The following is a 14,147-nucleotide window of genomic DNA, read 5'->3' on the forward strand; positions in this document are numbered from 1 at the left end:
CGGCGCTAGAGGAACGGGCTACGGCGTCGAGGCGCCCGACTGCGGCCTGGCCAGCTCGAACCACACCACCTTGCCGGTGCTGAGCCGCGTCGCCCCCCACCGCCGGGCGAGCCGGTTGACCAGAAACAGCCCCCGGCCGCCCTCGTCGGTCGCCCGGGCCTGGCGCAGCCGCGGCAGCTGCGGCACGTCGTCGCCCACCTCGCAGCGCAGCACGTCGGTCCGCAGCAGCCGCAGCGTCACCGGCCGCGAGGCGTACCGCACCGCGTTCGTCACGACCTCGCTCACCAGCAGCTCGACCGCGTCGGTCATCTCCTCGAGGCCCCAGCGGGCCAGGGCGCTCCTGGCCAGCCTGCGCGCCCGCGACGGCGCCGCGTCCTCCGGCTCCAGGAACCAGTACGCGACGTCGCTCGGCGCGATCCCGTCGAACCGGGCCGCGAGCAGCGCGATGTCGTCGTCCCGGTCGCCCGGGCCGAGCATGTCGAGGACGTCGTCACAGAGCGCCTCCAGCGGCGGCGGATGGTCGGGCCCGGTCAACTGCGCGGTTGCGGCCAGCCGTTCGCGCAGCTGCTCTATCCCGGTCCACACGTCCCGCAGCCGCGACTCGACGAGCCCGTCGGTGTACAGCAGCAGCGTGGCGCCCGCGGGCGCGTCCAGCTCGACGGCCTCGAAGTCGACCCCGCCGACGCCGATCGGCGCACCCGGCGGCACCCGCAGCACCTCGGCGCGGCCGCCCAAGTGCAGCAGGACCGGCGGCGGATGACCGGCGTTGGCGATGGTGATGCGGTGCGAGACCGGGTCGTAGACGGCGTACAGGCAGGTCGCCATCCGGTCGGTGCCGAGCCGCTGGGCCTGCTCGTCGAGGTGGTGCAGCACCTCCTGCGGCGGCAGGTCGAGCCCGGCCAGCGTCTGCGCGGTGGTGCGCAGCTGGCCCATGATGGCGGCCGACGTCATGGAGTGCCCCATGACGTCGCCGACGACGAGCGCGACCCGGCTGCCCGGCAGCGGGATCGCGTCGTACCAGTCGCCGCCCACCCGCGCCGTCTCCGCCGCCGGCAGGTAGCGCGACGCGAGCCGCACCCCGGTGGGGCGCGGCAGCGTCTCCGGCAGCATCGTGCGCTGCAACTCGTCCGCGATGTACGCCTCGCGCCCGTACAGCACGGCCTTGTCGATGCCGAGCGCGCTGTGCGTGGCCAGCTGCCCGGCCACCAGCAGATCGTCCGCGTCGAACGCGGCCCGGTCCGGGCGGCGCAGGAACACGGCGGCGCCGATCACCCGGCGCCGCCCCCGCAGCGGCGCCAGGATCGCGCGGCGACCGGTCGGCAACGACCGCTCCCCGCCCAGCAGTTCGGGCAGCGCCGCGAGCGCGGCGGGCGAGTCGGCGAACACCGGACGGACCCCGCGCAGCACCTCGGCGAGCGGGCCACCGGGCCGCACCTCGCACAACTCGGCGCTGCCCGGGGCCAGTTCGGGCTGAGGGGCGGCCATCGCCGAGGGCGTGCCGCCGTTCTCCGTCTCGGTGTCGTCGGCGTCCGGGATCCGGTCGGTGCGGCGCAGCCGCAGCACCATCGGCCCGGTGGGCCGCTCGTCGCCGACCGGCAGCGGCTCCCGCAGATAGACCAGGATCGCGTCCGAGAACGTCGGCACCGTGGCCCGGCACAGGCCCATCACGATCTCGTCGAGGTCGATGCCGCGGGCGATCCGCCGGGTGGCCGCGCCGACGAAGCGCAGCCGGTCGCCGTCACGCCGCATCGCGACCGGCTGACCGGACGGGCGCGGCTGGCCGGAGCGGCGCTCGGCGCCCTCCGGCGGGCCCGGCGGGCGCACCGGCTCGGGGGAGGGCGACCGGGGCTGCGTGTGCTCGGCGTCCGCAGCGGACGAGGCGGCGGGCGCGGCGGCGCGGCGCGGCTGTTCCGGTAAGCCCCCGGACGCCGGCGACGCGGAGGCCTGCGGGGCACGCCGCAGCGCCCCGCGAGGGTCCGCGGGGCGGGCCGCCGCGCCGGGGTGGCGGCCTTCGTGGGAGCCTTGGTGAGAGGCTGAGTGCTCCGTCACGCGTGTCGAATCCGTCCGTCCGGGGCTGCGCGCCGCGTCACTGGCCAGTGCGCCGGCAGTTGAGGAACAGCTGGTGCTCGGGTGGGGCGTCGGTGCTCGCGGGAGCGTACGCGTACGTCTCCTCCCCGGTGATCTCGAAGCCCGTATCGCGCACTACCTGGTGCAATTCGTCCCGCAGGAAACCCGATACCCGGATCGTGTGTCCCAGGAACGGAATCTCGGCGTCGTCCAGGTCGGCCTCGACCATGGACAGCGTCAACCAGCCATCGGGGCGCAGCAGCGAGCGCAGCAGCCGCAGGGCGCCGGGGATCTCGTCGCGCTGCAGCATGAGCAGCGTGAAGAAACAGGTGACGGCGTCGAACTCGCCAACGCCGTCCGGCCCTTGGGCCGTCAGGTCCATCAGGTCGGCCTGTCGGAACTCGGCCTCGGGCACCTGCTTGCGGGCCAGCTCCAGCATGCCCGCCGACAGGTCCACGCCGACCACCGAGTGGCCCGCGTCGACGAGCTGCCGGGCCGTCGGCACACCGGTGCCGCAGCCCACGTCGAGTACCCGCGAGCCCGGTTCGAGACGCGCCAGCATCCGCTCCACGGCGGCCAGTTGGCCGTCCTTGTGCGGGAACGCTTCGTCGTAGCGTCCGCCGATCGCGTCGAACGCGGCGGCCTGCCCCGACCGGTCCACCCTGTCCGCTCCACCCACGTTCACGGTCCCGCCGCCCCTCGATGACCTCGTTGACATCGTGTCAGACTCGCTGCGTGCGCCTTCAGTTGCTGCGCGAACTCCTCACATTCGCTGCGCTGAGCTCTTGCGGAGGTTGATCCTACGTTTTCTCCCCGGGGGCGCATCAAGGGTCTCATGAGGACACGTGCGCGGGCGTACGGTCCCAGTCCGCGGGAAGCGCCGGGACCGGCCACGCGGGATCGGGCCGCCAGCGCTCCCAGCCGTCCGAGAACGGGTGGCCCCAGCTCTCGATCACCTCGATCGCGCGGGCCCCCGCGGCCCGTACCTCGGCGGCCTGCGCGGCGCCCATCAGGCCCACGGCCTGCGCCTGCGCGAACTCGTCCTCGTCGTGCCAGCGCCAGCTGCCGTCCGGATACACGGACAGGTCGAGGAAGTGGTCCTCGGAGTCGATGCCGCCGGCCCACCGCACCCGCGGCTGCTCCAGGTTCACGTACCAGTTGCGGAACCGCCAGTCCGGCTCCCAGAACAGCCACACCGACCAGGGCTCGCCGGGCCGCGCCAGCTTGAGCACGCCCGCGCCGAACCAGCTCTCGTGGCGCAGCGCGCGCGGCTTCGTGTAGCGGGTGGCCAGCGGCTCGTGGTGCACCGGGGTGCCGTCGGCGATGACCGGTTTCACGCACTCGGTGCCCGGCGCCATCCATACGGCGAGCTGCTCGTCGGTGTCCTGGACGACGGTGACCGGACGGCAGATGTGAAAGCCGTCCCCCGCGTTGGCGCGGTAGCGCCACAGGATCCGCTCCCCGGGCGTCCAGCGCCCCTCGCCACTGCGGTCGTCGTCTGTCATGGACAGATATTAGGTGCCAACGGCATAGGCCGCTGCGGTGTGGACCACGAATACGTCATCCGGCCACCAGCCGTTACGGACGGGTCATCCGCAGGACATCGAGCGCCTCGTCGAGTTGCTCGACGGTGAGGTCGCCGCGCTCCACGTATCCGCCGTCGAGGACCACCTCACGGATCGTCCTGCGCTCCGCCAGTGACTTCTTGGCCACCTTCGCGGCCTCCTCGTAACCGATGTACTTGTTGAGCGGCGTGACCACGGAAGGGGAGGACTCGGCGTACTCGCGGGCCCGCTCGCGGTTGGCGGTGATGCCGTCGACGGTGCGGTCGGCGAGGAGCCGGGAGACGTTGGCGAGGAGCCGGATCGACTCCAGCACGTTCTTCGCGATCACCGGGAGCATCACGTTCAGCTCGAAGTTGCCCGCGGCGCCCGCCGTGGCCACCGTCGCGTCATTGCCGATCACCTGCGCGGCCACCATCAGCGTCGCCTCGGGAATGACCGGATTCACCTTGCCCGGCATGATGGACGAACCGGGCTGCAGGTCAGGCAGGTTGATCTCGGCGAGCCCGGTGCGCGGGCCGGAGGCCGCCCAGCGCAGATCGTTGGCGATCTTCGTCAGGCCGACCGCGACGGTGCGCAGCTGCCCGCTCGTCTCCACGATCCCGTCGCGCGCGCCCTGCGCCTCGAAGTGGTCGCGCGCCTCGGTCAGCGGCAGCCCGGTGGCCCGTGCCACCTCGGCGATGACGGCGGCCGAGAACCCGGGCGGCGTGTTGATCCCGGTGCCGACGGCTGTGCCGCCCAGGGGCAGTTCGGCGAGCCGCGGCAGGGAGGCGGTGAGCCGCTCGACGCCGTAGCGGACCTGCGCCGCGTAGCCGCCGAACTCCTGGCCGAGCGTCACCGGCGTCGCGTCCATCAGGTGCGTACGGCCCGACTTCACGACGTCCGCGAACTCGGCGGCCTTGCGCTCCAAGGCCTCGGCGAGGTGGTCGAGGGCCGGGATCAGGTCGTGGGTGACCGCGGCCGTGGCCGCGATGTGGATCGAGGACGGGAACACGTCGTTCGACGACTGCGAGGCGTTCACGTGGTCGTTCGGGTGGACCGTCAGGCCGGTCCCGCTCAGCCGCTCGGTGGCGAGCGTGGCCAGGACCTCGTTGGTGTTCATGTTCGACGACGTGCCGGAGCCCGTCTGGAAGACGTCCACCGGGAACTCGTCGTCCCAGCGGCCGTCGGCGACCTCGGCGGACGCCGCGACGATCGCCTCGGCGACGTCCTTGTCGAGCACCCCGAGCTCCGCGTTCACCTTCGCCGCGGCGCCCTTGATCCGGGCCAGCGCCTCGATGTGCGCGCGCTCCAGGCGCTGCCCGGACACCGGGAAGTTCTCCACGGCGCGCTGCGTCTGCGCCCGCCACTTGGCGTCCGCGGGCACCCGCACCTCGCCCATGGAGTCGTGCTCGATCCGGAACCCGTCGCCGCTCGCCGTGCTCACCATTGCCTCCTCGTGGCTCTGTCCGTGCCAGCGTCGCGCACCCGACGGGTATTCCGCCGGTGTCACGGGCGGGTGTCGCGGGAACGCGTGGAGGATGACGACGACGCTCGGAGGCTTTGTCCTCGGCACGCCCGACCCGCCGGCCCTGGCCGACTTCTACCGCGCCCTGCTGGGCTGGGAGGAGGTCGACCGCGACCCCGAGTGGGTGCGGCTGCGGGACCCCGCGCGCGAGCGCCCCGGCCTCAGCTTCCAGCTGGAGGGTGATCACACGCCACCGGTCTGGCCGCAGCGCCCCGGCAGCCAGCAGATGCAGGCGCACCTCGACCTCCAGGTCGACGACCTGGAGGCCGAGACGGAGCGGGCCCGCGCGCTGGGGGCGACCCTGGAGGCGCACCAGCCGCAGAAGGACGTGCGGGTCCTGCGCGACCCGCACGGCCATCCGTTCTGCCTGTTCCTGCCGGGTGCCTAGCCGGGAGCCCGGCCAGGTGCCTAGGAGAGCTGCGAGCCCTGGCGCACCGGGATGTGCGAGAAGGTCGGCTCGGGCGCCGGGTTCTGGAAGAAGTCGTTGCCCTTGTCGTCGACGACGATGAACGCGGGGAAGTCCTCGACCTCGATCTTCCAGACGGCCTCCATGCCGAGCTCCTCGTACTCGACGACCTCGACCTTCTTGATGCAGTCCTGCGCGAGGCGGGCGGCCGGGCCGCCGATGGAGCCGAGGTAGAAGCCGCCGTGCGCGTCGCACGCGTCGGTGACCTGCTTGCTGCGGTTGCCCTTGGCGAGCATCACCTTGGAGCCGCCCGCGGCCTGGAACTGCTCCACGTAGGAGTCCATGCGGCCGGCCGTCGTCGGGCCGAAGGAACCGGACGCGTAGCCCTCGGGGGTCTTGGCCGGACCGGCGTAGTACACCGGGTGGTCCTTCAGGTACTGCGGCATCTCCTCACCCGCGTCGAGCCGCTCCTTGATCTTGGCGTGCGCGATGTCGCGGGCGACGACGAGCGGGCCGGAGAGCGAGAGGCGGGTCTTCACCGGGTAGCGGGTGAGCTCGGCGAGGATCGCGTCCATCGGCTGGTTCAGGTCGATGTTCACGACATCGCCCTCCTCCAGATGCTCCTCCGTCGTCTCCGGCAGGAAGCGCGCCGGGTCCGTCTCCAGCTGCTCCAGGAAGACGCCGTCGGCGGTGATCTTCGCGACGGCCTGGCGGTCGGCCGAGCAGGACACGGCGATGGCGACCGGGCAGGACGCGCCGTGCCGCGGCAGGCGCACCACGCGCACGTCGTGGCAGAAGTACTTGCCGCCGAACTGCGCGCCGATGCCGATCTTCTGCGTCAGCTCGAAGACCTTGTCCTCCAGCTCCTTGTCCCGGAAGCCGTGCCCGAGCTCGGAACCCTCGCTCGGAATCTCGTCCAGGTAGTGCGCGGACGCGTACTTCGCGGTCTTCAGCGCGTACTCGGCGGACGTGCCGCCGACGACGATCGCCAGGTGGTACGGCGGGCACGCGGCCGTGCCCAGCGAACGGATCTTCTCCTCCAGGAACTTCATCATGGAGGCCTCGTTCAGGACGGCCTTCGTCTCCTGGTAGAGGAACGACTTGTTGGCCGAGCCGCCGCCCTTGGCCATGAAGAGGAACTTGTAGGCGCCACCGTCGGTCGCGTACAGCTCGATCTGCGCGGGCAGGTTCGAGCCGGTGTTCTTCTCGTCCCACATGGTCAGCGGGGCCATCTGCGAGTAGCGCAGGTTCAGGTTCTTGTACGCGTCGTAGATGCCCTTGGAGAGCGCCTTCTCGTCCTCACCTTCGGTGAGGACGTTCTGCCCGCGCTTGCCCATGACGATCGCGGTGCCGGTGTCCTGGCACATCGGGAGCACGCCGGCCGCGGCGATGTTCGCGTTCTTCAGCAGGTCGAGCGCGACGAACTTGTCGTTGTTCGACGCCTCGGGGTCGTCGACGATGCGGCGCAGCTGCGCGAGGTGGGCCGGGCGCAGGTAGTGCTGGATGTCGTGGATCGCCTCTTCGGCGAGCTTGCGCAGCGCCTCCGGCTCGACCTTCAGGAACGTACGCCCGTCCGGCCCCTCGGCGGTGGAGACACCCTCCGAGGTCACCAGGCGGTACGGGGTGGTGTCCTCGCCCTGGGGGAGCAGATCGGTGTACGCGAACTCAGGCATCTCGCCCATTCCTCACTCGACAGACAGCTTGCTGGCATCCGTTGGCAGCGCCAACCAGCGTAGAACCTGGCGAAGGGGCGGGGCCTGTGAGGTAAGGCTCAGTTCGCCGCCCGGGGGCCTGTCGCGATCTATCGCGTTTCGGTACGCTGCTGTCGTGGACCTTCAAAAGCGCACCCAGCAGCCCGCGCCCAGCGCCCCCGCCGCGGACCCCGCCGAGCTGCGCGCGTCCGACGCCGACCGCGACCGGGTCGCGGACATCCTGCGCGAGGCGCTCGCCGAGGGCCGGCTGGACGCGGAGGAGCACGCCGAGCGGATCGACGGGGTGTACCGCGCCAAGACCGTGGGTGAGCTGGAGCCGCTGGTCAGGGACCTGCCCGGCGCGCACGGCGCTCGCCCGACGGTCGCTCAGGGCCCGCCGCCGAACCAGCCGGCGCCCGGCACCATCCCGCCGCTGCCCGGCGAGAACCTGGTGGCGGTGTTCAGCTCCACGACCCGCAAGGGCCGCTGGCGCGTGGGCCGCCGCACGCACGCGTACGCCGTGTTCGGCAACGTGGAGATCGATCTCAGCGAGGCGATCTTCGAGTACCCGCAGGTCTACATCAAGGCGGTCTCCGTCTTCGGCAACGTCGAGATCAGGGTCCCCGAGAACATCTCGCTGCGCGGCAGCGGCGGCGGCGTCCTCGGCAACTTCGAGGTGGACACGCTGGACGCGACGGAGCCCGAGGCCCCCGTCGTCTACGTCGACGGCGTCGCCGTCCTCGGCAACATCGAGGCGAAGCCCAAGCGCGGCCGGATCATCCGCGACCTCCACAAGCACCTGCGCAAGCACCTCGGCTGAACGGCGCGCTCCGCGGCCGAACTCCCGTATGCGCCCGGGAACTTCCGTGCTTCGGAACTCAGTGCATAGGCGTCGACACAGCGGGTAGAGCTTGCTGCATCGTCTCTCGCTCGCGAAAGCCGTCGTAAGCCGTCGTCAGGAGTAGACCGTGCTGCACCCGCCGCATCAGTCCCTGCAGGTAGCCGCCGTTCCGCAGCAGCGGGTGCCAGTAGGGGACAGGGATCAGGACGCGCCGTGGCACACGGAGGCCGTGTGCAGGCGTGATGAGGCCGGACTCTTCTTCGCCCCCTCCAAGGAGCCGACCGCCGCGCGCCTCGCCCGCGAGGCGGCCGCCAAGCGGGTCTGTGCCCGCTGCCCCGTGATGGTCGAGTGCCGCGAGCACGCGCTGCTCCAGCCGGAGCCGTACGGGGTGTGGGGCGGCCTGACCGCCGCCGAGCGCCGGGTCGTGCTGGCGCGCCGCAGGCGCCGCGAGGTCGAGCTGAAGAAGGCGGCGCGGGCGGTGGCCGCCGCCGGATAGGTTCCCGCACCGGACGCAGTCGGGGGCGCCCCTCCGCACGAGGGGCGCCCCCGACCGCGTACCGGAAGGGCTACGCGGCGCGCCGGATCACTTGGCGCGGTCGAAGTCGATCGCGCTGTACGCACGCAGCTTGCTCAGCCGGTGCTCCGAGTCGATCTGCCGGATCGTGCCCGACTTGGAGCGCATCACCAGGGACGACGTGACCGCCGTCTCGGGGCGGTAGCGCACGCCGCGGAGCAGCTCGCCGTCGGTGATGCCGGTGGCGACGAAGAACACGTTCTCCCCGGAGACCAGGTCGTTCGTGGAGAGCACCCGGTCCAGGTCGTGGCCGGCGTCGAGGGCCCGCCGGCGCTCCTCGTCGTCCTTGGGCCACAGCTTGCCCTGGATGACACCGCCCAGGCACTTGATCGCGCAGGCCGAGATGATGCCCTCGGGGGTGCCGCCGATGCCGAGCAGCAGGTCGACGCCGGAGTCCTCGCGGACCGCCAGGACCGAGCCCGCGACGTCGCCGTCGGAGATCAGCTTGATGCGGGCGCCGGTCTCCCGGACCTCCTTGATGATGCCCTCGTGGCGCGGCCGGTCGAGGATGACGACCGTGACGTCCTCGGGGGCGGCCTTCTTCGCCTTCGCGACCCGGCGGATGTTCACCGACACCGGCGCGTTGATGTCCACGTAGTCGGCGGCCTCGGGGCCGGCGACCAGCTTGTCCATGTAGAAGACGGCCGACGGGTCGAACATGGTGCCGCGGTCGGCGGCGGCGAGCACCGCGATCGCGTTCGGCATGCCCTTGGCGCACAGCGTCGTGCCGTCGATCGGGTCGACGGCGATGTCGCACTCGGCGCCCGTCCCGTCCCCGACCCGCTCCCCGTTGAAGAGCATCGGGGCCTCGTCCTTCTCGCCCTCGCCGATGACGACGACACCGTTCATCGACACGGTCGAGACGAGGGCGCGCATGGCGCGGACGGCCGCGCCGTCCGCGCCGTTCTTGTCGCCGCGGCCGACCCAGCGGCCGGCGGCCATGGCCGCGGCTTCGGTGACCCGGACGAGCTCAAGGGCGAGGTTGCGGTCGGGGGCCTCGGAGGGAACCACGAGTTCGGACGGCAGCTGGTGATGATGCTCGGTCATCGAGACGCACCTTTCTGTTCCGGCGTTCCACCGGGATACGACAAATAAGGAGGGGCGCCCGAAGGGCTTCGTTGGAAGGGCGGTGGTGGGCTACGGGCGGGCGGATGAGGGTGGGTATGGGAGGACTCTATCGCCAGTCCGACAATCTGAGCAGACTGCCCCACGGATGAGCGGTCCCGTTCATGACAGGTTGTTCCCTTTCCGGACCTCCTGGCAGAGATCATCCGGCGACCTGCGACGATGGGCGCGTGGCAGCAAGCAAAGGCAAGAAGACGGTGGGCAGTCTCGTTCTGTCCCTGGGTGTCTGCGTCGTGGCGGCGGGCGTGATCTACGTGTTCGTCCCGCACGACGACTCCAAGGAGCCGACGGTCAAGCGCGTCGACTACACGATCGAGCTGCTGACGGCCCGCCGCGCGGCCTCGTACCCGGTGGCCGCCCCCGAGGGCCTCGCGAAGTCCTGGAAGCCGACCTCCGTGCGCTACCGGGGCGAGGCGAACGAGGCGTGGCACCTCGGCTTCCTCGACCCCGACGGCCAGTACGTGGCGGTCGAGCAGTCGACCGACAAGCCGTCCCGGTTCATCGACGACGCCAGTCAGGGCGCCGAGGAGACGAGCCGCACGCAGCGGATCGGCGGCGAGACCTGGCAGCGGTACAAGGGCGAGAAGTACGACGCCCTGGTACTGAAGGGGAACGGGTCCACGACCGTCGTCACCGGCACCGCCGACTTCGACGGGCTGACGAAGATGGCGCAGTCGCTGCGGATGAAGAAGGGCGAGGCCGCGTAGGTCTCCCTCCCGGCATACGTGAAGGGCCCCGGCATGATGCCGGGGCCCTTCACGTATGCGCTGCGGTGGAACTGGCTCAGACCGTGGTGATGACCTGGTCGAGCTCCAGGCGCGGGCTGCGCGGACTGCTTTCTCCCGGGGGTAACCCCCGGACCCCCGGCCGGTGTGGCCGGGGGTCCGGTGTGCCCGTGGTGCGGGTGGCTCAGACCGTGGTGATGACCTGGTCGAGCTCGAGGCGCGGGCTGCGCGGGAACCAGGCGTCCTCGCCCGGCTTGCCGATGTTGATGACCATCAGCGGGGTGTGGTCGTCGTCCAGGAACTCCTTCTGGACGCCGGCGAAGTCGAGGCCGGTCATCGGGCCGGCGGCCAGGCCGGCGGCGCGCACGCCGATGATGAAGTAGGCGGCCTGCAGCGTCGCGTTCAGCGCGGCGGCACCCTCGCGGACCGGGCGCTCCGAGAAGAAGGCGTCCTTGGCGGCCGGGAAGTGCGGGAAGAGCTGCGGGAGCTCCTCGTGGAACTCGTTGTCCGCGGAGAGGATCGCGACCAGCGGGGCGGCGGCGGTCTTCGGCTGGTTGCCCTCGGCCATGTGCTGCACGAGGCGCTCGCGGGCCTCGGCGGAGCGGACCAGGGTGATGCGCAGCGGCGACTGGTTGAAGGCGGTGGGACCGTACTTGACCAGGTCGTAGATCGCCTGCACCTGCTCGTCGGTCACCGGCTCGTCGGTGAAGGTGTTCGCGGTGCGGGCCTCACGGAAGAGCAGGTCCTGGGCGGCGGGGTCAAGCACGAGGGACATCGATCAACCTTTTCGGGACGAACGTGACGGCCGTGGTGATCCGATCCGTCCGGATCAGCCGTTGTCCACGACACTACGCCCATGAGGTTCAACTTTCAACAAAACCCCTCGTGACCCTGTTCACAGGCCCTCGCCGGGCGCCGCCTACTCCTCGTCGGCGTCCCCCGCACCGCCCGCGTCGCCCTCGTCGGCGCCGTCCGCCCCGTCCTGGGCGAGCGCCGCGTCCAGGCGGGCGCGGGCGCCGTCCAGCCAGCGGCGGCACACCTTCGCCAGCTCCTCGCCGCGCTCCCACAGCGCGAGCGACTCCTCCAGCGACGTGCCGCCGGTCTCCAGCCGCCGGACGACATCGATCAGTTCGTCCCGCGCCTGCTCGTAACCGAGGGCCTCGTCGGCCGTCTTCGTGGTCATGCTGCTGTCCGTCCTCACGCTTCTGCTTCGGTGACGTCCGCTTCGGCGACGTCCGTTTCTGAGACTTCTACGGTGAACCGGCCCTCGGCGACCCGCGCCCGCAACCGCTCGCCCGGCGCCAGGTCCGCCGGGTCGCGCACCACGTGCCCGTCCGCCTTCTGCAGCACCGCGTACCCGCGCTTGAGCGTGGCCGCGGGGGAGAGGGCGACCACGCGCGCGTGCGTGTGCGTCAGCTCCGAGTCGGCGCGGTCCAGCAGATGGCCGAGGGTGCGCCGGCTGCGCTCGGTCAGCGCGGCGACCTGCTGCTCGCGCTCGTCGACCATGCGGTGCGGATCCTCTATCGACGGGCGGGCGAGCGCGGCGGCCAGCCCCCGCTCCTCCCGGTCGATGAACGCCTCCACGCTGCGCCGGGCCCGGTCGCGCAGCCACCGCACCCGCTCGTACTCCTCCCCGACGTCCGGCACCACCTTCTTCGCGGCGTCGGTCGGGGTGGAGGCCCGCAGGTCGGCGACGTGGTCGAGCAGCGGATTGTCCGGCTCGTGTCCGATCGCGGAGACGACCGGCGTACGGCAGGCGGCCACCGCCCGCACCAGCTGCTCGTCGGAGAACGGCAGCAGGTCCTCCACGCTGCCGCCGCCGCGCGCCACGACGATCACGTCGACCTCGTCCATCGCGTCCAGCTCCTTGACCGCCTGGACGACCTGCGGCACGGCGTGCACGCCCTGCACCGGTACGTTGCGCACCTCGAAGCGGACGGCGGGCCACCGGTGCCGCGCGTTCTCCAGGACGTCCCGCTCGGCGGCCGAGGCGCGGCCGCAGACCAGGCCGATGAGCTGCGGCAGGAAGGGCAGCGGCTTCTTGCGGTCGGCGGCGAACAGGCCCTCAGCGGCCAGCGACTTCTTCAACTGCTCCAGGCGCGCGAGGAGTTCGCCCACGCCGACCGGCCGGATCTCGGCGGCCCGCAGCGAGAGCTGGCCGCGCGGCGCGTACCACTCCGGCTTCGCGTGCACGACGACGCGGGAACCCTCCCGGACGACGTCCGCCACCGCGTCGAACACCTGGCGGTAGCAGGTGACCGAGACCGAGATGTCGTACGACGGGTCGCGCAGCGTCAGGAACACGACGCCGGCGCCGGGTCTGCGGGACAACTGCGTGATCTGCCCCTCGACCCACACGGCGCCGAGCCGGTCGATCCATCCGCCGATGAGCCGGGAGACCTCGCCCACGGGGAGCGGGGTGTCGGGGGACGTGTTGGCAGCCATGCCGCGAGCGTAGCGGCCGGGACCGACAGTGCCGCGCATACGACTATCGGGTTGTCCTCGGTGGAGGTGCGGTGTGGTGAGATCGGGGGCGGGACCAGGGTTTTTAGCGTCCTTGTATGAAGCGCATGACGAGAACGACCGAGCTGGCCGCGGGCACCGCCTGCGCGGCGGCCCTCACCCTGCTCGTGCCCGGCATCGCGGGCGCCCGGGCGCCCGCCGCGATCGGCAACCCCGTCGCGGGCAACAACGGCTTCGGCGTGGTCACCGAGGAGGACGCCACACTGGGCAGCACCGAGTCCGAGGGCCCCGTGGCCGTCGGCGGCGACCTCCGCTTCGGCGACGGCTACAACGTCGCCCTCAACCACACCGGCAGCTACACCGCCCCCGGTGACGCGCAGCCCACCTCGCTCCTGGTCGGCGGCCGCGTCGACTACGCGGGCAGCAGCCCCTCCGGCGTCCTGCGCGTGCTGCGGAACTCGTACGTGAAGATCGGCGACATGACCGGCGGGCAGGTGCTCAATCAGGACCAGAACGGCGCCGCCGCCAACACCCACGTCGACACCACGGGATCCGCCTACGACGCGACGCCGCGCCTCGAACTCACCACCACCGAGCCCGCCGCGTCGGTCGGCCAGTCCGGCCTGATGGACTTCCCGGCCCTGTTCACGACCTACCGCGATCGCTCCACCACGATGGACGGCTGCGCGAACAACGTCGTCCTGCGCGACGGCAACGGCGTGCCCCTGCCCGACCAGGACAGCGTGCCCGCCGGGGCCAACGTCAGGATCACGCTCACCGAGGGCGTCACCAACGTCCTGCACATCACCGGCGCCAACCTCAACAACATCGCCAACCTGACGTTCACGAACCCGCCCACCGCGTCGACACCGCTGCTGATCGACGTGGACACCACGGCGGAGGGCGGCGACTACACCTGGCACACGCCCACGCTCGCCGGAGCGGGCGGCGCCGCCGCGCCCTACATGCTCTGGAACTTCCCCGACGCCACGACCATCACCATCGCCGACGGCGACACGATCGAGGGGACCCTCTACGCCCCACGGGCCGACGTCACCGACCTCGACGCGTCGAACATCGAGGGCGACGTCATCGTGAAGTCCCTGGTCGCCGGGCCGCTCGCGGCGGACGGGCACACGGACGTGAACGCGGGGGAGATCCACTACTTCCCGTTCGCGGCGGACCT

The 14,147-nt window shown here is 71.6% G+C and carries 14 protein-coding genes; 5 read left to right on the plus strand and 9 right to left on the minus strand.

Going from position 1 to position 14,147, the window contains the following annotated elements; genetic code table 11:
* Positions 1–18: 18 nt before the first annotated feature.
* The 4 genes from M4J07_RS25105 to M4J07_RS25120 all read right to left on the minus strand — a co-directional run bounded on the left by M4J07_RS25105 (position 19) and on the right by M4J07_RS25120 (position 5,055).
* Positions 19–2,049, minus strand: a complete 2,031-nt coding sequence (locus M4J07_RS25105) for an ATP-binding SpoIIE family protein phosphatase (protein WP_255975267.1) — start codon at positions 2,047–2,049, stop codon at positions 19–21.
* Between the two features lie 37 nt (positions 2,050–2,086).
* Positions 2,087–2,785 carry a class I SAM-dependent DNA methyltransferase gene (locus M4J07_RS25110; protein ID WP_255975268.1) on the minus strand — a complete coding sequence of 233 codons (699 nt, stop codon included), beginning with the start codon at positions 2,783–2,785 and terminating at the stop codon, positions 2,087–2,089.
* Positions 2,786–2,900: 115 nt separating this feature from the next.
* Positions 2,901–3,572, minus strand: coding sequence for a cytidylyl-2-hydroxypropylphosphonate hydrolase (gene fomD, locus M4J07_RS25115; protein ID WP_255975269.1), 672 nt, complete (start codon positions 3,570–3,572; stop codon positions 2,901–2,903).
* Between the two features lie 73 nt (positions 3,573–3,645).
* Positions 3,646–5,055 (minus strand): class II fumarate hydratase, encoded by a 1,410-nt coding sequence (locus M4J07_RS25120; RefSeq protein ID WP_255975270.1) that lies wholly within the window; start codon positions 5,053–5,055, stop codon positions 3,646–3,648.
* Positions 5,056–5,149: 94 nt separating this feature from the next.
* Here M4J07_RS25120 and M4J07_RS25125 point away from each other — a divergent pair, with 94 nt between their 5' ends.
* The gene (locus M4J07_RS25125; RefSeq protein WP_255975271.1) at positions 5,150–5,524 is read left to right on the plus strand and encodes a VOC family protein; all 375 of its coding nucleotides are present in this window, start codon (positions 5,150–5,152) and stop codon (positions 5,522–5,524) included.
* Between the two features lie 20 nt (positions 5,525–5,544).
* Here M4J07_RS25125 and M4J07_RS25130 read toward each other — a convergent pair whose 3' ends face one another.
* Positions 5,545–7,215 (minus strand): fumarate hydratase, encoded by a 1,671-nt coding sequence (locus M4J07_RS25130; RefSeq protein WP_255975272.1) that lies wholly within the window; start codon positions 7,213–7,215, stop codon positions 5,545–5,547.
* Positions 7,216–7,369: 154 nt separating this feature from the next.
* On the opposite strand from M4J07_RS25130, the gene M4J07_RS25135 reads away from it, so the two are divergent.
* Positions 7,370–8,053, plus strand: coding sequence for a DUF1707 SHOCT-like domain-containing protein (locus M4J07_RS25135; RefSeq protein ID WP_255975273.1), 684 nt, complete (start codon positions 7,370–7,372; stop codon positions 8,051–8,053).
* Between the two features lie 148 nt (positions 8,054–8,201).
* A complete protein-coding gene (locus M4J07_RS25140; RefSeq protein ID WP_255975274.1) occupies positions 8,202–8,570 on the plus strand; it encodes a WhiB family transcriptional regulator in 369 nt (122 codons plus the stop codon).
* A gap of 87 nt (positions 8,571–8,657) precedes the next feature.
* On the opposite strand, the gene glpX is transcribed toward M4J07_RS25140, so the two are convergent.
* Positions 8,658–9,695, minus strand: coding sequence for a class II fructose-bisphosphatase (gene glpX, locus M4J07_RS25145; RefSeq protein WP_255975275.1), 1,038 nt, complete (start codon positions 9,693–9,695; stop codon positions 8,658–8,660).
* A 248-nt stretch (positions 9,696–9,943) separates the two neighbouring features.
* Between glpX and M4J07_RS25150 the strand changes: the two genes are divergently transcribed.
* The gene (locus M4J07_RS25150; protein ID WP_255975276.1) at positions 9,944–10,480 is read left to right on the plus strand and encodes a DUF4245 domain-containing protein; all 537 of its coding nucleotides are present in this window, start codon (positions 9,944–9,946) and stop codon (positions 10,478–10,480) included.
* Between the two features lie 202 nt (positions 10,481–10,682).
* On the opposite strand, the gene M4J07_RS25155 is transcribed toward M4J07_RS25150, so the two are convergent.
* The 3 genes from M4J07_RS25155 to xseA form a co-directional block, all read right to left on the minus strand.
* Positions 10,683–11,273: a malonic semialdehyde reductase gene (locus M4J07_RS25155; protein WP_255975277.1), complete on the minus strand. Its 591-nt coding sequence runs from the start codon at positions 11,271–11,273 to the stop codon at positions 10,683–10,685.
* 144 nt (positions 11,274–11,417) lie between these two features.
* Complete coding sequence (locus M4J07_RS25160) at positions 11,418–11,681, minus strand: exodeoxyribonuclease VII small subunit (RefSeq protein WP_255975278.1); 264 nt, start codon at positions 11,679–11,681, stop codon at positions 11,418–11,420.
* 14 nt (positions 11,682–11,695) lie between these two features.
* Positions 11,696–12,943 (minus strand): exodeoxyribonuclease VII large subunit, encoded by a 1,248-nt coding sequence (gene xseA / locus M4J07_RS25165; protein WP_255975279.1) that lies wholly within the window; start codon positions 12,941–12,943, stop codon positions 11,696–11,698.
* 125 nt (positions 12,944–13,068) lie between these two features.
* On the opposite strand from xseA, the gene M4J07_RS25170 reads away from it, so the two are divergent.
* On the plus strand, positions 13,069–14,147 hold a 1,079-nt coding region (locus tag M4J07_RS25170; RefSeq protein ID WP_255975280.1), incomplete at its 3' end, for a choice-of-anchor A family protein.

It is taken from the genome of Streptomyces longispororuber (assembly GCF_024448165.1).
Lineage (GTDB): Bacteria > Actinomycetota > Actinomycetes > Streptomycetales > Streptomycetaceae > Streptomyces > Streptomyces longispororuber_A.